General features: G+C 43.7%; 16 protein-coding genes. 12 read left to right on the top strand and 4 right to left on the bottom strand.

The genetic code is table 11. The annotated features are described in order from the left end of the window. Position 1 precedes the first annotated feature (1 nt). A complete protein-coding gene (locus L3V43_RS05925; protein WP_237116151.1) occupies positions 2 to 1,918 on the top strand; it encodes an ABC transporter ATP-binding protein in 1,917 nt (638 codons plus the stop codon). A gap of 8 nt (positions 1,919 to 1,926) precedes the next feature. Continuing rightward, positions 1,927 to 3,642, top strand: coding sequence for a DUF3466 family protein (locus L3V43_RS05920; protein ID WP_102056717.1), 1,716 nt, complete (start codon positions 1,927 to 1,929; stop codon positions 3,640 to 3,642). A gap of 116 nt (positions 3,643 to 3,758) precedes the next feature. On the opposite strand, the gene L3V43_RS05915 is transcribed toward L3V43_RS05920, so the two are convergent. Further along, on the bottom strand, positions 3,759 to 4,268 hold the full coding sequence (locus tag L3V43_RS05915) for a DUF2062 domain-containing protein (RefSeq protein ID WP_010371507.1): 510 nt from the start codon (positions 4,266 to 4,268) through the stop codon (positions 3,759 to 3,761). Here L3V43_RS05915 and L3V43_RS05910 point away from each other — a divergent pair. From L3V43_RS05910 to tcdA, 7 genes are all read left to right on the top strand, one after another. Beyond that, on the top strand, positions 4,248 to 6,494 hold the full coding sequence (locus tag L3V43_RS05910) for a DNA internalization-related competence protein ComEC/Rec2 (RefSeq protein ID WP_323054419.1): 2,247 nt from the start codon (positions 4,248 to 4,250) through the stop codon (positions 6,492 to 6,494). The two genes, L3V43_RS05915 and L3V43_RS05910, sit on opposite strands and share 21 nt — an antisense overlap. A gap of 62 nt (positions 6,495 to 6,556) precedes the next feature. Then, positions 6,557 to 8,296 carry a lipid A export permease/ATP-binding protein MsbA gene (msbA, locus tag L3V43_RS05905; RefSeq protein WP_237116150.1) on the top strand — a complete coding sequence of 580 codons (1,740 nt, stop codon included), beginning with the start codon at positions 6,557 to 6,559 and terminating at the stop codon, positions 8,294 to 8,296. After that, positions 8,297 to 9,280 (top strand): tetraacyldisaccharide 4'-kinase, encoded by a 984-nt coding sequence (gene lpxK, locus L3V43_RS05900; RefSeq protein ID WP_174168951.1) that lies wholly within the window; start codon positions 8,297 to 8,299, stop codon positions 9,278 to 9,280. It abuts the gene before it with no gap. After that, on the top strand, positions 9,270 to 9,467 hold the full coding sequence (locus tag L3V43_RS05895; protein ID WP_010371492.1) for a Trm112 family protein: 198 nt from the start codon (positions 9,270 to 9,272) through the stop codon (positions 9,465 to 9,467). Before lpxK ends, L3V43_RS05895 begins: the two co-directional genes overlap by 11 nt. After that, the gene (gene kdsB / locus L3V43_RS05890; RefSeq protein ID WP_174168950.1) at positions 9,455 to 10,216 is read left to right on the top strand and encodes a 3-deoxy-manno-octulosonate cytidylyltransferase; all 762 of its coding nucleotides are present in this window, start codon (positions 9,455 to 9,457) and stop codon (positions 10,214 to 10,216) included. The genes L3V43_RS05895 and kdsB overlap by 13 nt, the downstream gene beginning before the upstream one ends. Next, the gene (locus tag L3V43_RS05885; protein ID WP_237116149.1) at positions 10,203 to 10,868 is read left to right on the top strand and encodes a TIGR01621 family pseudouridine synthase; all 666 of its coding nucleotides are present in this window, start codon (positions 10,203 to 10,205) and stop codon (positions 10,866 to 10,868) included. Before kdsB ends, L3V43_RS05885 begins: the two co-directional genes overlap by 14 nt. Position 10,869: 1 nt before the next feature. Further along, complete coding sequence (gene tcdA / locus L3V43_RS05880; protein ID WP_211868835.1) at positions 10,870 to 11,667, top strand: tRNA cyclic N6-threonylcarbamoyladenosine(37) synthase TcdA; 798 nt, start codon at positions 10,870 to 10,872, stop codon at positions 11,665 to 11,667. 29 nt (positions 11,668 to 11,696) lie between these two features. Here tcdA and L3V43_RS05875 read toward each other — a convergent pair whose 3' ends face one another. From L3V43_RS05875 to L3V43_RS05865, 3 genes are all read right to left on the bottom strand, one after another. Then, positions 11,697 to 12,104 carry a SufE family protein gene (locus tag L3V43_RS05875; RefSeq protein WP_102056722.1) on the bottom strand — a complete coding sequence of 136 codons (408 nt, stop codon included), beginning with the start codon at positions 12,102 to 12,104 and terminating at the stop codon, positions 11,697 to 11,699. A gap of 4 nt (positions 12,105 to 12,108) precedes the next feature. Then, positions 12,109 to 13,320, bottom strand: a complete 1,212-nt coding sequence (locus tag L3V43_RS05870) for a cysteine desulfurase (RefSeq protein WP_102056723.1) — start codon at positions 13,318 to 13,320, stop codon at positions 12,109 to 12,111. A 102-nt stretch (positions 13,321 to 13,422) separates the two neighbouring features. After that, positions 13,423 to 14,709, bottom strand: a complete 1,287-nt coding sequence (locus L3V43_RS05865; RefSeq protein ID WP_010371472.1) for a citrate synthase — start codon at positions 14,707 to 14,709, stop codon at positions 13,423 to 13,425. A 416-nt stretch (positions 14,710 to 15,125) separates the two neighbouring features. Here L3V43_RS05865 and sdhC point away from each other — a divergent pair, with 416 nt between their 5' ends. Genes sdhC through sdhA form a run of 3 tightly spaced genes read left to right on the top strand, consistent with a single transcriptional unit; the run spans position 15,126 to position 17,614 of the window. Then, positions 15,126 to 15,503, top strand: a complete 378-nt coding sequence (gene sdhC, locus L3V43_RS05860; protein ID WP_125252744.1) for a succinate dehydrogenase, cytochrome b556 subunit — start codon at positions 15,126 to 15,128, stop codon at positions 15,501 to 15,503. Next, complete coding sequence (gene sdhD / locus L3V43_RS05855) at positions 15,494 to 15,841, top strand: succinate dehydrogenase, hydrophobic membrane anchor protein (RefSeq protein ID WP_010371467.1); 348 nt, start codon at positions 15,494 to 15,496, stop codon at positions 15,839 to 15,841. Before sdhC ends, sdhD begins: the two co-directional genes overlap by 10 nt. Further along, positions 15,842 to 17,614: a succinate dehydrogenase flavoprotein subunit gene (gene sdhA / locus L3V43_RS05850; RefSeq protein ID WP_237116148.1), complete on the top strand. Its 1,773-nt coding sequence runs from the start codon at positions 15,842 to 15,844 to the stop codon at positions 17,612 to 17,614. It begins immediately after the preceding gene. The last annotated feature ends 4 nt before the right edge of the window (positions 17,615 to 17,618 follow it).

The following is a 17,618-nucleotide window of genomic DNA, read 5'->3' as shown; positions in this document are numbered from 1 at the left end:
TATGGATCTCATTCGAATTGCTAAAGCCCAACTAGCTTTTGGTTCACACCCTATACTTGACCAAGCTGATGCCGTTATTGAATCAGGCGAGCGCGTTTGTATTGTGGGCCGAAATGGTGCCGGTAAATCAACGTTACTGAAAGTACTTGATGATCAAGTTCAACTTGATGATGGTGAAATCAACCGTGTTGGTGGATTAAAAGTTTCAAGGCTAGAACAAGACCCACCAAAGGGCGCAAATGGGTCGGTCTTTGATTATGTTGCAAACGGTTTACCTGATGTTGCTGAGCTACTCATTGAATTTCATGAAGTCAGTGAAAAACTACAAACCAGCCAGTCAGATAAACTGATGGCCTCGCTTGAGCGCCTGACTCAGCGATTGGAAAGCGAAGATGCGTGGCGTTTTGAGTCACGGATCAAGCAAGTGCTTAGCCAGTTGCAATTAGATGCGAATATGCGCCTAGAAGAACTCTCAGGTGGCTGGCTACGCAAAGTTGCACTGGCCAAAGCCTTGGTGAGTGACCCAGATTTACTGTTACTCGACGAGCCGACTAACCACCTTGATATGCAAAGTGTCATCTGGCTTGAGCAATTCCTGAAAGAGTTTAAAGGGGGGATCGTGTTTATCTCTCACGACCGTGCCTTTATTCGCGCAATGGCGACCCGAATTTTAGATTTAGACCGTGGCAAGTTGGTTTCATACCCTGGAGATTATGCGCAATATCTAGAACAAAAAGCTCATGATTTAAAAGTGGAAGAGCAACAGAATGCCTTGTTTGATAAAAAGCTTGCCGAAGAAGAAACCTGGATAAGGCAAGGGATCAAGGCCCGCCGAACCCGTAACGAAGGGCGTGTGCGAGCACTAAAAGCGCTTCGTGTTGAGCGCAAGCAACGCATCGAGCAACAAGGTAAGACAGATTTCAACATCGAGACGGCGGATCGTTCCGGTAAGCTGGTCTTTGAAGCGAAACATTTAGACAAAGCATTCCAAGAAAAATGCATTGTAAAGGACTTTTCAACGCTGGTGATGCGTGGCGATCGTATTGGCTTGGTCGGTCCTAATGGAGCAGGTAAAACTACGCTGTTAAAAATGCTTTTTGGTGACATTAAACCTGACGCAGGCAGCGTAAAACAAGGCGTGAACCTGGAAGTTGCGTACTTCGACCAATACCGTGAAAAATTGGATGAAGAAGCAACTGTGCAGGATAATGTCGCAGAAGGTAAGCAAGAAGTAATGATGGGCGGCCGTTCACGTCATGTGCTTGGCTATCTGCAGGACTTTTTATTTCCGCCTGCGAGAGCTCGAACCCCTGTAAAGGCATTATCAGGCGGTGAAAAAAACCGCTTATTGCTTGCAAAGCTCTTCCTTAAGCCTTCAAATATTATTGTGCTGGACGAGCCGACCAATGACTTGGATATTGAGACGCTTGAGTTACTTGAAGAAATCTTAAACCAATACCAAGGCACGGTGTTAGTCGTCAGCCACGACCGAGAGTTTATCGATAATACCTGCGGCAGTGTCTGGGCGTTCGAAGGCGAGGGCTTGGTGACAGAAATTGTTGGCGGTTATAGTGATTTTGAACTGTACCAGCAAAGACGAGAGCAGCAGAAGAAAGAGGCACAAAAGGTTCATCAAGAAAAACAGCAACAAGCCGAGACTAAAAAAGCAGCTGCACCAGCTCGTTCAAATAAGCTGAGTTACAAATTAAAACTTGAATTAGAGTCGCTGCCCAGTAAAGTAGAGGAACTTGAAGAGGCTGTGAATAAACAACAAGCACTGGTCAGCGATCCAGACTTCTTTAAACAAGATCAAGAAACGACCCACAAGGCATTGAACCATTTGACTGAGCTAGAGTCGAAGCTGGAAGCCGCGTTTGAACGCTGGGAAGAACTAGAAGCATTACAGAATCAGCAGTAAGGATTAAAATGAAATTTAAACTTTTAGCCGCGAGTGTCGCCGTAGCCCTTTCACAACAAGCGGCCGCTGCCACCTATCAGTTAACTGAATTACCAAGACATGATAATAGTAAATATAGCTACGTGTCGGACGCAAATGAAGCTGGAGACGTGATTGGTCATGCTTCCAATTTATTTGGTGTTAAGATTGATGTGTCATATATCGACTTCGATGATTCAACACTGAAAAGCGATTATGACAGTGTAAAGAAGCAATATGAGCAGATAGAAGAAGAAATTACCTTCACCTTAGATGATATTCAAAATAACGATGCTGCAAATACCAACGCACAAGCTCATGCATTTATGCTTTATCACTTAAGTCGAAGAGGGGCTAATCAATTTCAAACTGTTGTTCAAGCAATCTCTCTTACGTACAACAACAATACTGCTGAAGAATTTGTAGTATATGATGAACAATCTCCTGATTACGAAGGGCTAACTCGCTCGGTCACTAACTATCTTACAAGCATCGCAGAAGACGGTACAATAGTGGGCTGGGGCTCTGCACCTTTTAAAAAGATAACTTTTACTCCTGAGGGTGAAACAGAAGAAGAAACTTATTTTGTACGCGATTGGCGAAATAAAGGAATTTTGGTAACTCCTGCTGGTGAGAAAGTTAGGCTGGAGCCCGCATTTACTGAGCATGGCGGTATTTCTATCGCGACAGACATCAAGCAAACTAACGAAGGTGGTTATATTGTCGTCGGGCAAAGCTCTACGTCATTATCTCAAAGAGCAATCGAAAATATAGCGGATGATTGTGATGGTGTAGATGAGCCTGTGGATGTTTGCATCCAGAGTATCAGCACTCCATATCACACTAGGGCATATAAATGGACTTTTGATAACAACTTTAATTTAGTTGATGCAACAGATTTAGGGCTCGGTTTTACGCCTGATGAAGATAGTGAAATTGCATACTCTAGTATTGCTGTTGCGACTAACTCGGATGGGTTAACCGTTGGTTACTCTCGAGTACGTAGACAAAGAGATGATAGACTACTGCCATATGAACAAGCTGTTTATTTCGAAGACGGTGAAATCAAACGAGTTAGAGAAGTTGAGAGCTTTATTGAATATAGCCAAGCAGTCGATGTGAATGACAACGGTACCATAGTTGGTGTATTTGGACGTTTCAGTGGAGGCTCTAGAGACTATGACGCAACTGGCTTCTACTTTAATACTACAAGTGCTGAGTTTAAGGAGATGCCCACATACTTTGAAGGTTCAGCAACAGCAATAAATGACATTAACAATAATGGCTTTGTTGTTGGTCAAGGTGTGATTGAAAAGAGTGGTTCAAACCGTCGTCGTGAAGCCTTCTTATATGAAATCGGGGCGGAAAAGCTAGTAAACATTAATTCTCTTCTTCCCTGTAAGAGCGATACCTTCCCTTACACGATTGCGGAAGCAGTAAAAATTACTGACGATAACAAGATCTATGCGATTGCCACCAAAACGGTTGAAAGACGCAATACACTTGGTGAAATTGAAAAGGACAGCAAAGGTGAGACTGAGTATGAGTCGGTAAGCTTACCGGTTCTACTTACGCCAATTTCTGGTGAACCTGAAAGCTGTACACCACCTGAAGCAGAGACATATGAGCGTCAATCTGCAAGTTGGTCTTGGCTTAGTTTACTCGCGCTACCACTAGTGGCGCTGAGAAGACGTCGTAAAGCCTAAAGTACAATTTATACGATAAAAAAGCCCGGAAGGGCTTTTTTTGTGTTTGAAAAGAAATATTCGCAAATTCAATTCGATATTTAATTCAAGCGATAAAAATCTTAACTATACTGGTATTAGCCTTGGCCGCGACTTTGCCACGCTTTATTCACTGAGCGTCGCCACAGGTAGTCGATACCGAAAAAGCCAATAATGGCGGCAAGTGTTGCGCAGATCAAAGAGCCGACGATAAATGCAGGCCCAATCGTTGTTAGGCTTTGTGCAAGCCATTCCCAACTTGCCTCAAAATGGAATGGTTGCTGCTCTTGACCAAGAGCAAATACACCGACTAGGTATGAGCAGTAAAATATAGGTGGCATCGTAAGTGGATTGGTGATCCACACGAGTGCAATAGACAAAGGCAAGTTAACGCGAAATGGAATCGCTAGTGCTGCCGCCAGTACCATTTGAAAAGGAACAGGGATGAATGCGAAAAATAGCCCCACCGAGAATGCGCCGCGTGCTGAGCGTCGGTTTAAATGCCACAGGTTGGCATCATGCAGTAACTTACCAAAGATTTTTAATGATTTCTGTTGTTTGATTTTATTATGATCAGGTAAAAAGCGTTGAATCGTTTTTTTCGCCATTTGCAGCTGCCATCTACTTGGATTCTGATATGTTTTGGAATAATTCTGGGTTGCTTCAGTGCGGTATTTCTTCTCGACAATTGGCGATCAGCCGCAATAAGCATATTCCTCTACTTCATGGGCCGCTATTCTAAGCTTTTTTGTCCTATATTGGCAGGATTTATTTTAGGGATTTCCATTGCTATTGGTCATTACTTTGTTTTTTATCAGCTAAAAATACCAGAAATGTGGCAATCGCAGCTTGTTACTGCTTCGGGTAAAGTTATTGAGGTTGATAATTCTGTGATTGGTGAAGCGTTAAAGGTAAAGCTTGAGCAAGTTGATGGCTACCAATTTGCCCGTTGGCGTACAGTAAACGCAAAACTCTATCGTAACTCATCCACGCCTATGTTGCGTGTCGGTGACCACATTGAATTTACGGTAAAACTTAAGCGTTATCGTAGCCGAATTAATATCGGACTCTTTAATGCTGAATTGCATGCGTTTAGGAAGCATATATATTTTAAGGGCAGCATCAAAACAATCAAGTCGGTAGTGAAGGACACTACGTGGCGAGATAACTACCGCTTATTCATAGATAAAACGCTTGATGGGCGAAGCTATGCTTGGCTGTACTATATTTTGTTAACTGGCGATACAAGCAAAGTCGACTTCGAAAACAAAACACAATTTAGAAGTCTTGGCTTGAGCCATCTGTTAGCGATTTCAGGGCTGCATATCGGAATGGTATTTGCCATCGCGTTTTTGCTGATAAAAGTCGTGCTGTATTGTATCCCGGTAATAATTTCCCAAGCAGCTAACTTACATCAATGGTGTTTGGTTTTTGCGTTACTGTTGTGTTTTGGTTACGTCATTCTCTGCGGTTACAGCGTATCGGCGACTCGAGCTTTAATCATGGCAATGGTGTGGGTTGCTTGTTACCTCTTTGCTGTGCGCCTTAAAGCGCTTCAGGTGCTAACAGTAGCGTTGACCATCGTCTTGATAGTAGACCCGTTTTCACTACTTAATCCTGGTTTATATTATTCCTTTTTTGCGGTTGCTATCATCGTAACGTTAGTGACAAAAGTTGGCAGAGGTTTAGGTGCAAAGCTACTTGCCTTAATTAAGTTGCAGCTTGCGTTATTTATCTGTCTGTTGCCACTCAACCTGTATTTCTTTTCCGGTGCGAGTATTATCTCATTGGTTGCGAACATCATTGTGATCCCGTTGGTTTCCATCGTGGTATTTCCGCTACTACTGCTTCATGTTACTGCGCTGCACGCTATTGGTTGGCAACTTCCACTTCATTTAGTTGATAATGTGTTAGTGGTTCTTTTTGAGCTGTTGCAAAAGTCTCCACTTAGTTGGGTAGATATACCCGGCGTTTCGTCCATGTTTCTAATAACCAGCTACTTAAGTGCTTTGCTGCTGTATTTATTCAGAAATTATCTTGGTTTATTACCCATATTGTTTTTCCTCGTTCAGTATCAATTTCGAGCCTCTCCGCTATGGCAAATCGATATCTTTGACGTGGGTCACGGAACGGCAGTGTTAGTTTCTCGCAATAACAAAGGGCTGCTCTATGATGTGGGGGCCAAGTATTTTGGTTATTTTTCGATGTTCGAGTTTGTGATCAAACCTTATCTTTTGAATAATCGAATTACGCTGCAAGATACCATCATTAGTCATAATGATGGCGACCATAATGGTGGCGTTGATGACCTCATTGCCTATGATGGCGGAAAATCGTTACAGCGTTTTCACCCTGCAAGTCCAGCTGATAGTTGTGTGCTAGGAACACATCAATTTCAAGGGCTAGACGTATCTGTGATCTGGCCTCAAGAAGTGTCGAACAATGACAATAATAATTCTTGTGTGGTTCGTATCTCTGATGGGCGTTTTACGCTTTTATTACCAGGAGATATTGAGAAAATAACTGAAACTAAGCTGCTTAACATTGAAAAAGAAGCACTCAAGGCCGATATATTACTGGTTCCGCATCATGGTAGTGGCAGCTCTTCAAGCGAGCAGTTTATTCAAGCGATTGACCCTGATATAGCGATATTTTCTCGTGCCTTTTATTCGCCGTGGAAAATTCCCAATGAGAAAGTGATTGAAAGATACCAAAGAGTAGGAAGCACACTATTGGATACCGCCTTAGATGGCCATATAAAGATCTCAATTTTTGCTCAAGAAATTACAGTTGAACGAGCTCGGGAAGTGGAAAATTACTGGTTTCTCAGATAATCCATTCAGTTTTAATGATTTGAAAGTTACAATAATGCCATATAGAAAAGTAGAGGCTGGCAATGCAACCAACCGACAAGCAGATTTACGCTAGATTATTTAGCTATGTAAAAGACTTTAAACTCGCTGCCATATTTTCAGTAATTGGCATGATAGGGTACGCTGCGATGGACGCTTCGTTCGTTGCCTTAATGGATCCGTTTATCGATGAGGGTCTCACTGCAGGCAATCGCGATGTACTAAAATTGGCTCCCTTTGTTGTCATCGCGTTAGTTATTGGACGCGGCATCTTTAATTATATGGCATCGTATTGCTTGTCTTATGTCGGGTCGCAGGTTGTGCGTGCTTTGCGACAGCAACTATTTGAACACATGTTGTATCTACCAGTGTCGTTTCATGATCAACATTCTAATGGTGAAATGATATCAAAAATCACTTTTGATACGGAGCAGGTACAGCAAGCCGTCACTAAGGCACTTCAAGTGCTGATCCGTGAAGGCGCATTTGTTTTTTTCTTACTTATCACGATGTTTTATGCAAGTTGGCAGCTATCGCTCATTTTCTTAGTTGTGGTACCGATCGTGGCGGTGATCGTTACTGTGGTGTCTAAGCGCTTCAAGAAAATCTCCAAGAATATTCAAGATGCGATGGGAGAAGTGACGAAAAGCTCTGAGCAAATGATGGCGGGTCATAAAGTCATTCATGGCTTTGGTGGCCAAGAAAAAACCATCTCTCACTTTGCTAAAGTTAATAATCATAACCGTCAGCAACGCGTAAAAATGGATGCGACTAAAGCGCTGAGCGTATCTATCATCCAAATCATAGCGGCGAGCGCAATGGCGGTGATACTCGCGATTGTCGCGATGCCTACTATGGTAGACAAAATTTCATCGGGCACTTTTGTCACTTTGATCACCTCTATGATGATGATGCTGCGTCCTTTAAAACAACTTGCCAATGTGAATAGCGACCTGCAACGCGGGATCTCTGCGGCGAAAAGTGTGTTTGCGGTGATTGATCTTGAACAAGAAAAGGACACTGGCACTCAGTCTTTATCTCGTGCTCAAGGTAACCTACAAGTCAAAGACTTAACCTTTACTTATCCATCTAAAAACGATCCGGTGATTGAGTCATTAAACCTTGAAATCAAAGCTGGGCAGAGTATTGCGTTGGTAGGTAGAAGTGGCTCAGGCAAGTCAACTATCTCTAATCTATTACCACGTTACTATGATATTGAAGTGGGCAGTATTGAGTTAGATGGCACGAACATAAATGATTACCAGCTTGCGGATCTACGCGCGCAGTTTTCCATCGTGTCGCAGCAAGTGGTGTTGTTTAATGACACCATTGCAAACAATATTATGTACTCGTTAAAGCAACCCTTATCGCAAGAAGCCCTAGAAAAAGTAGTAAAACAAGCCCACGTCTGGGAATTTGTTAAAGATCTTCCTGAGGGTCTAAATACCGTTGTTGGTGAAAATGGCGTGATGCTTTCTGGCGGACAACGACAACGTATCGCTATCGCGCGTGCTATTGTGAAAGATGCACCTATCCTTATTTTAGATGAAGCAACATCAGCATTAGACACAGAATCTGAGCGTTTGATCCAACAAGCGTTAGAAGAGCTGATGGCCGACAAAACAACCATAGTAATTGCCCATCGGTTATCGACAATCGAGCGTTGCGACTGCATCTATGTGCTAGATAAAGGTAAGATCATCGAACAAGGCAAGCATGCTGAATTGGTCGCGCAGGAAGGGGTTTATCATGCACTTTGCAAAATGCAGTTTGGTGAGCAATAAATGGCATCCAAAATAGAGCAAAGTTGGTATAAAAAACCGGGACTACTAACACTATTATTGCTTCCGCTAAGCCTGTTATTTGGACTTATTAGCTCGGTGAGAAAGGGGCTTTATCAACTCGGCTTTTGCCCTGCGTACCGCTCGCCTGTTCCGGTTATTATTGTCGGTAACATCAGTGTGGGCGGTAACGGCAAAACGCCATTTGTACTTTGGTTAGTCCCTTTTCTTGAAAATCTTGGTTTTAAGGTTGGGGTGATCAGTCGAGGCTACGGTGCAAAACCCAGTTCAACCCCATTTTTGGTCACTGAAGCGACCTCAACGGAAGAGGGCGGTGATGAACCTTGTTTGCTCGCCAAACGATTGAAATGCCCAGTGATGATTGGTGCTGATAGACAAGCCAGTATTGAAAAATTATTGGGTAATAGCGATGTAAACATCATCGTCAGCGACGATGGGCTACAGCACTATAAATTGGCACGAGATATTGAGTTCTGTATTGTTGATGCTGTGCGACGCTTTGGTAATGGCTTATGGATGCCAGCAGGGCCGCTTAGGGAATTACCTAAGCGTATTCAGAGTGTTGATCTTGCCGTATATAATGGTGGATGCGAAAGTTATTCCTACACGTTAGAGACCGTTGGTTTTTTTCGTGTTACAGATGATAGTCCAGCATCCAATATTGAAATGGCTGGCGCTTCAGTCTGTGCTATCGGCAATCCCGCGCGATTTGAAAATACGCTACGAGATAAGGGGATTGTTCTGAGTGAAAGCCTACATTTTGCGGATCATCATCCATATCAAGCGTCCGACTTCGCGCAAATCGATAACGGCGCTATTTTTATGACAGAGAAAGATGCGGTAAAGTGTCGCACTTTTGCAAAAGATAATTGGTATTACCTCAAAGTAGATGCCAAACCTACATCAGCGCTTGAAAAAGCGGTATTAAATTTACTTAAAAAGAAAGAGATTTATCATGGCCTTTGATACCAAATTACTAGAAATAATTGCCTGCCCAGTATGTAAAGGCAAATTAAGATATGACAAAGAAAACAAAGAGTTGATCAGCACAGCAGCGAAGCTTGCTTATCCAATTAAAGATGATATTCCTGTGTTATTGGAAAACGAAGCGCGCGAGCTGAGCAGCGATGAGGTTGAGCAGTGGAATTCGTAGTCGTTATTCCGGCGCGTTATGCTTCAAGCAGGCTGCCTGGTAAACCACTTGCTGATATCGGCGGTAAACCAATGATCCAGCGTGTTTACGAACAGGCAATTCAATCTGGCGCGGCAGCGGTTTATATCGCAACCGATCACAGTGCGGTATTTGAGGCAGCGCAAAACTTCACTGATAACGTGCTCATGACGCGTGAAGATCACCAATCTGGAACTGAGCGACTCGCCGAAGTTGTTGAACAACTGGGGCTGAACGAACAAACCTTGGTGGTCAATGTACAAGGTGATGAGCCACTGCTAGAGCCTGATAACATCGCACAAGTGGCAGCACTACTGCACCATTCTGATGCACCGATGGCGACTTTGTGCGTTGATGTGGAAGATGTGGAAGAGGTGTTGAATCCGAATGCGGTGAAAGTGGTGTCTGATATTCAAGACAACGCACTGTATTTCTCTCGCTCGTCTATTCCGTTTCAGCGTAACAGCATGTTAACGCTCGACAAAAATAGCATTCCAGTGAGCCATTTTAAACGTCATGTTGGCATATATGCCTATCGTGCGGGCTTTATTCAAACCTATTTATCGCTAAGTGTTTCACCGCTAGAGGTGCAAGAGTCACTAGAGCAGCTACGTGTGCTGTATCATGGATACAAAATTAAGGTCGCTAAAGCGGTTAAGCCGGTGCATGCTGGAGTGGATACCCCCGAAGATTTGGCACGGGTTCAAGAGATACTGAATGGAAAAGTTTAAGCTCATTGCGGACGAGATAGACTATGTGGTTGCATACAAACCACAAGGTTTGAGCTTCCATAGTGAGGACGGTGCAGGTTTTGTTGCCTTACTGACGGAGCAACTAGGCTATCCCTTATTTGCGGTTCACCGCCTCGATAAAGTCACGTCGGGACTCATCCTTTTAGCGAAGTCTAGCGAGGCTGCAAAGCAGCTGACGAGCCTGTTTTCCGCCCGAAAAATAGACAAATTTTACCTGGCGTTAGTTAGTGTGAAACCTAAGAAAAAGCAAGGTTGGATAAAAGGCGATATGGCTAAGTCGCGCAGAGGCACCTATAAACTGATTAAAACTAAGCTAAATCCTGCGGTGACTCGATTTTATTCATGCTCTGTTGCGACCAACCTACGCGCTTGTATTGTCAAACCGTTTAGCGGTAAAACACACCAAATTCGCGTAGCATTAAAAAGCATCGGTGCACCAATTTTAGGTGATTTAGCCTATAGCGGAGAGCCTGCGGATAGAACGTATCTTCATGCATTTTGTCTTGAATTTGAATGGCAAGGTATACATCAACGCTATCAAGCTGCGCCTGAAGGTGATGGTGCATTTGGCCATTTATTGGCACATGAAATCTTTGCAAGTTGGCAAAATCCAAGTCAATTAGAGTGGTAACATGACGGATTCGAATAGAGAACTAAGATTTGGCGGCATTGGTCGGTTATACGGTAACGCCGAGTTGGAAGCATTAAGTAAAGCACACTTTTGTGTCATTGGTATTGGTGGCGTTGGCAGTTGGGCTGTAGAAGCGCTAGTGAGAACGGGTATAGGTAAAATAACGCTTATCGATATGGACGATATTTGCGTAACCAACATCAACCGTCAGTTACATGCTCATAGCGAAAGTATCGGGATGCAAAAGATTGAAGCAATGCAAGATCGCTGTCTTGCGATTAACCCAGATTGTGAAGTTACCCTGATCGATGATTTTCTGATGTTAGATAACATTAGAAACTACATTCAAGGCTTTGATTATGTTATCGACTGTATCGACGCGGTTAAAGAGAAAGCGGCGCTAATCGCGCATTGTAAGCGAAATAAAATACCGGTGATCACCACAGGTGGTGCAGGCGGTCAAACCGATCCGAGCCAGATCCAATATGGGGATGTGGCAAAGACGACCCATGATCCGCTGCTGGCAAAAGTACGCTATATTCTCAGAAAACAATATAATTTTAGCGATAATCCAAAACGTAAATTTGGCGTAGATTGCGTGTATTCCACAGAGCAACTCGTTTACCCAAGTACTGATGGCACCGTGTGCAAAGCAAAGCAACAAGCTGAAGGTGGGAAAAACATGGACTGCGCCACCGGGTTTGGCTCTGCCACTATGGTAACCGGGAGTTTTGGTTTTTTTGCGGCGTCCAAAGCAATACGTAAGTACCTCGATAAACAAAGCAAAAGCAGCGAATAAGTGTGCTCGTTTGAGCACCTTATATCACGTTATTTTAATATCTCTGCCTGCACTTGGATCTGTTCAACAATCGCACGGATACCATTACCTCTAGATGGACTTAGGTGAGTAATTAATCCAAGCGACTCAAACAGTTCATAAGCATTAAACTGGCTTGCTTGTTCTGGCGTTTTACCTGCGTACGCTGCAATGATGATTGCAAGTAAGCCTTTAACAATACGCGTATCTGAGTCGGCAATAAGTACGAGTTGCTGCGCACTTTCATCTAAGTCCACATAGAGCCAAACTTTACTATCACAGCCCGACACTAACGCTGAGTCAACTTTCAGCGCATCAGGAAGCTCAGGAAGTTGTTTACCTAGCAGCATAATTTCACGGTACTTGGCTTGCCAGCCATGACTTTCAGATAATTTTGTTGTGATATGTTCAATATTCATAAGTTTAATCTAATAATTCTATTGTGGCATCTAATGCATTAATAAAATGCTCAATATCATCTTGGTTATTATAAAAAGCCAAACTTGCACGTACAGTCCCATTAACCTTGAGCATTTTCATTAGCGGCTGAGTACAATGGTGTCCGCTTCTGACTGCTACGCCGTATGTATTGAGTAGTGTGGCAAGATCGTAGTGGTGCTCGTTTTTATAGTTAAAACTGACGACGCCAACATTGTTTTGTGTATCGCCATAAACCGTGATGCCTTCAATCTGTTTTAGCTTTTCTAGAAGGGAGTGATAGAGCGCTTGCTCATAGCGTTGAAGTGCACAGGGATCAATCTCGTTTACATAATCTATCGCTGCGGCAAAACCGATAACGCCAGAAATATTGGGAGTGCCGGGCTCAAACTTGCCAGGTGCATCTCGATAGCTGGATCGCTCGAAGCTCACTTCTCTTATCATTTCACCGCCGGTTTTGTATACGGGGAGCGCATTTAGTTGCTGGTATTTACCATAAAGTCCGCCGACACCTGTTGGTCCAAGTGCTTTATGAGCTGAAAAAACATAAAAGTCGCAATCCAGTGCTTTTAGATCAGGTCTTAAATGCAGTAAAGACTGTGCGCCGTCGATAACCGTGATGGTACCTAAGGCCTTGCAAACCGAAATGAGCGACTCAATTGGATGAATATTCCCAAGTGCGTTTGAAACATGGCCCATCGCTAACACATCAGGTTTATGCTGCTTTAACATCGCAATTGCGCCTTGCTCATCGAGGATGCCGTCTAACATAGGTAACACCAGTAAAGTTGCGCCGGTACGCTGACAAGCTTCTTGCCAAGGCACTATGTTAGCGTGATGTTCAAAGGGACTGATGGCAATTACACTGTCTGAAGTGAAACGTGCACTCAGGCCATGAGCCAACAAGTTTAGTGATTCAGTTGCGCCGCCGGTCCATACTATTTCTCGTGTTTCAACATTTAAAAAATTGGCAATTGTTTCTCGGGCACTTTCATAGCGAACGGTGGCGTTTTCACTAAGCGTGTGTAAACCTCTATGTACGTTTGAATTCTCATTTTGATAAAAAGTTTTTATGACATCGATGACTTTGTTCGGTTTTTGCGCAGTTGCAGCAGAGTCAAGATAGCAAAGCGGCTGCCCATCGAGTTGTTTGTTCAAAATTGGAAAGTCGTTGCGCAGAGATTGGATGTCAGTCATAACGTACCTGAGTTAATTGAGCAGCGCGATTCTAACGAATACGCGGCGATATTAAAACAAAAAAGGCCGCATTAAGCGGCCTTTTCAAACACAATAACGAGATTATCTGTCGTTTTGTGTTTTGTAGTCGCGAGACGTGTAGCCTTTGTAAAGCTGACGCGGACGACCAATTTTGTGTCCTGGCTGAGAAAGCATTTCGTTCCAGTGTGAAATCCAACCCACAGTACGAGACATCGCGAAGATAACTGTAAACATGCTTGTTGGGATACCGATTGCTTTAAGAATGATACCTGAATAGAAGTCTACATTCGGGTATAGCTTCTTCTCAATGAAGTAAGGGTCTTCTAGGGCAATCTGTTCAAGTTTCATTGCTACGTCAAGCAGTGGATCTTGAATGTTTAGCTCTTTAAGCACTTCGTGACACGTTTGACGCATTACCGTCGCACGTGGGTCAAAGTTTTTATAAACGCGGTGACCAAAGCCCATTAGACGGAACGGATCGTTCTTGTCTTTTGCTTTTGCAACGTACTCGTCAATACGATCAACAGAGCCGATTTCTTCAAGCATAGTTAAACATGCTTCGTTTGCGCCACCGTGTGCAGGACCCCAAAGTGATGCAATACCTGCCGCGATACACGCGTAAGGGTTTGCACCTGAAGAGCCAGCAAGACGAACTGTTGAAGTTGACGCGTTTTGCTCGTGATCTGCGTGAAGCATGAAAATACGATCCATTGCTTTAGCAAGTACAGGGCTGACGTTGTAGTCTTCAGCTGGCACAGAGAACATCATGTGGAGGAAGTTTTCTGCGTAGCTCAAGTCGTTACGTGGGTATACGAACGGTTGGCCAACGTTATATTTGTACGCCATTGCAGCAATTGTTGGTAGCTTAGCTACTAACTTGATTGCACAACGCATACGTTGATCTTCGTCAGAAATATCCAAATCTGAGTGGTAGAACGAAGATAACGCACCAACTACACCACATAGCATTGCCATAGGGTGTGCATCTACACGGAAGCCTTGGAAAAACGCAGCTATCTTCTCGTGCATCATTGTGTTGCGAGTGATCTCATCTGAGAACTCAGCTAGTTGTTCTTCGCTTGGTAATTCACCGTTTAATAGTAGGTAGCAAAGTTCAATATAGTTAGAATTTTCAGCAAGTTGCTCAATTGGATAACCGCGATGAAGCAGTACACCTTTGGCACCGTCAATGTAAGTGATAGACGAGTCACAAGAGGCAGTCGACATAAATCCTGGGTCATACGTAAATAGGCCGTGAGCACCTAAAGAACGAACGTCAACTACGTCTTGACCAGCTGTACCTTCGTAAATTGGTAACTCAATCGGATCGTGACCATCAATATGGACTGTGGCTTTTTTATCTGCCATCTATTTGTCTCCTATTTAATAACAATATTCTGATTGTTATGTTGTGATACTAATGTTAAGCAAATTCAGATCATTCTAACTTATAACCTAGGTTAAAAGTCAATTTTTCTGTGATTTATGCATAAATGTATAATAAATATTCTACGACGATTAAATATTAGACCATTCGCTAATTCGCAAGCGTCTCTATCTAAACAAGAATTGTAAAAGGGCGCATAGCCTTATATACTGTCAACGGTTTTATACCGTATCGTCTGTGGGTAAACCTATTTTTACATCAATTTTTACACTCGAGTGAACTTTTTGGTGTCCTAATTGGTTTATCTAGAGTGTGCCACCTACATTTGCAATATGTAGGTGGGTTTCATAAAAACAAGTAGATGAGCTCCTTTGTGGGCAAAGATGGGCAAGTAACTGTGAAAAAGCAAAGACCTGTAAATCTAGATCTTACGACTATATCTATGCCGCCAACGGCTAAAGCGTCGATTCTTCACCGTGTCACCGGTGTTGCTTTCTTCTTCGCTTTGACCTTTGTGATTTGGGCTTGGTCTGAATCCCTTTCTTCTCCTGAAGGCTTCGAGTTTGTAAAAGAACTGATGTCTGGCTTTATCGCGAAATTCATCGCGTGGGGCACCCTAACTGTATTGTCTTACCACATCATCGGTGGTATCCGTCACATGATCCAGGATATGGGACATTGGGAAGAATTAGAATCAGGCAACAATAGCGCGAAGATTGCACTAGCACTTTGGGTTATCGTAGCAATTTTGGCTGGAGTATGGATATGGTCTTAAATCAAGCGACTCTAAAGCGTGATGGCGTACAAGACTACGTGTCACTACGTACAACTGCGTTAATTATCCTAGCTTACGCGGTATTCATCGTAGGCTATCTTCTAATTACTCCTGAACTAACTTATGAAGCTTGGTCAGGGTTGTTCTCAAATTTAGCTGTTAAAGCAGCAACGATGATCACACTAGTATGTATCATGGTACATACACGCATCGGTTTGTGGCAGGTTCTAACTGACTACGTTAAGAACTCAACAACTCGCACTATTCTTGGCTTTGTATTAAACCTTATGGCTTTAGCTTACGTAGCTATTGGTCTGTTTGTTCTGTGGGGTGTTTAAGTGAAATATAACGTACGTGAATTTGACGCAGTTGTAGTCGGTGCAGGCGGTGCGGGTATGCGCGCGGCACTTGCTATCTCGGAATCAGGCAAAACTTGTGCTCTTATTTCAAAAGTTTTCCCAACTCGTTCTCATACAGTATCAGCACAGGGTGGTATCACCGTTGCGCTAGGTAACTCTCACGAGGACAACTGGGAATGGCACATGTATGATACGGTTAAAGGTTCTGATTACATCGGTGACCAAGACGCTATCGAGTACATGTGTAAAACAGGTCCAGAAGCTATCACTGAACTTGAGAACATGGGTCTACCGTTTTCTCGTTTTGAGAATGGTCGCGTATATCAGCGTCCTTTCGGTGGGCAGTCAAAAAACTTTGGTGGCGAGCAAGCTGCACGTACAGCAGCCGCAGCGGACCGTACTGGTCACGCGTTGCTACACTGCCTATACCAGCAAAACGTTAAAAACAAAACAAACGTTTTCTCTGAGTGGTATGCACTAGACCTAGTAAAAAATGACAATGGCGATGTAGTGGGTGTCACCGCAATCGACATCGAGTCAGGTGAAATCACCTATTTCAAATCAAAAGCAGTTGTTCTTGCAACTGGTGGTGCGGGTCGTATTTTCGCATCGACAACGAATGCGCACATCAACACAGGTGACGGTGTTGGTATGGCGGTTCGTGCTGGCATTTCAATGCAGGACATGGAAATGTGGCAGTTCCACCCGACAGGTATCGCAGGTGCGGGTGTACTAGTAACAGAAGGTTGTCGTGGTGAAGGTGGTTACCTTCTAAATAAAGATGGCGAACGCTTCATGGAGCGTTATGCGCCAAACGCGAAAGACCTAGCATCACGTGACGTTGTTGCACGTTCAATGATGACTGAGATCCGTGAAGGTCGTGGTTGTGATGGTCCTTGGGGTCCGCACATCAAGCTGAAGCTTGACCACTTAGGTGCTGAGACACTTAACTTACGTCTTCCTGGTGTTTGTGATCTAGCGAAGACATTCGCACACGTAGACCCAGCGGAAGAGCCAATTCCAGTAATCCCGACTTGTCACTACATGATGGGTGGTGTACCTACTAACGTAAACGGTCAAGTACTGAACGTAGACGGTCAAGGTAATGAAAAGATCGTTGAAGGTCTATTTGCAGTAGGTGAGATTGCGTGTGTATCTGTACACGGTGCAAACCGTCTAGGTGGTAACTCACTGCTTGACCTTGTCGTATTCGGTCGTGCGGCGGGTAACTTCCTTGGTACTTACTTGAAAGATGCTGAAATCGCCAAAGAAGCAAACAACGATAACGTAGACGCAGCACTTGCGCGTACTAACCGTTGGGAAACTTCTGCGAAAGGTCAGGGTGAAGATCCTGTACAAATCAAGAAAGATCTACAACGTTGTATGCAGCTTAACTTCTCGGTATTCCGTGAAGGCGACGCAATGGCTGAAGGTCTTAAAGAACTTAAAGAGATTCGTGAGCGTCTACAGTACGCACGTCTTGACGATAAGTCTGCTGAATTCAACACGCAACGTATTGAGTGTCTAGAGTTAGATAACTTGATGGAAACAGCGTACTCGACAGCGGTTGCTGCGAACTTCCGTACGGAAAGTCGTGGTGCACACTCTCGCTTCGATTACCCAGAGCGTGATGATGAAAACTGGTTGTGTCACTCGATTTACAACCCAGAGTCTGAGTCTATGAGTAAGCGTGAAGTTAACTACGCGCCTAAGACTCGTGAAGCATTCCCACCGAAAGCACGTACATACTAGGAGC

The organism is Pseudoalteromonas sp. L23, from assembly GCF_021728455.1.
In the GTDB taxonomy this organism is placed as follows: Bacteria; Pseudomonadota; Gammaproteobacteria; order Enterobacterales; family Alteromonadaceae; genus Pseudoalteromonas.
This window is presented reverse-complemented; position numbering and strand designations above follow the sequence as displayed.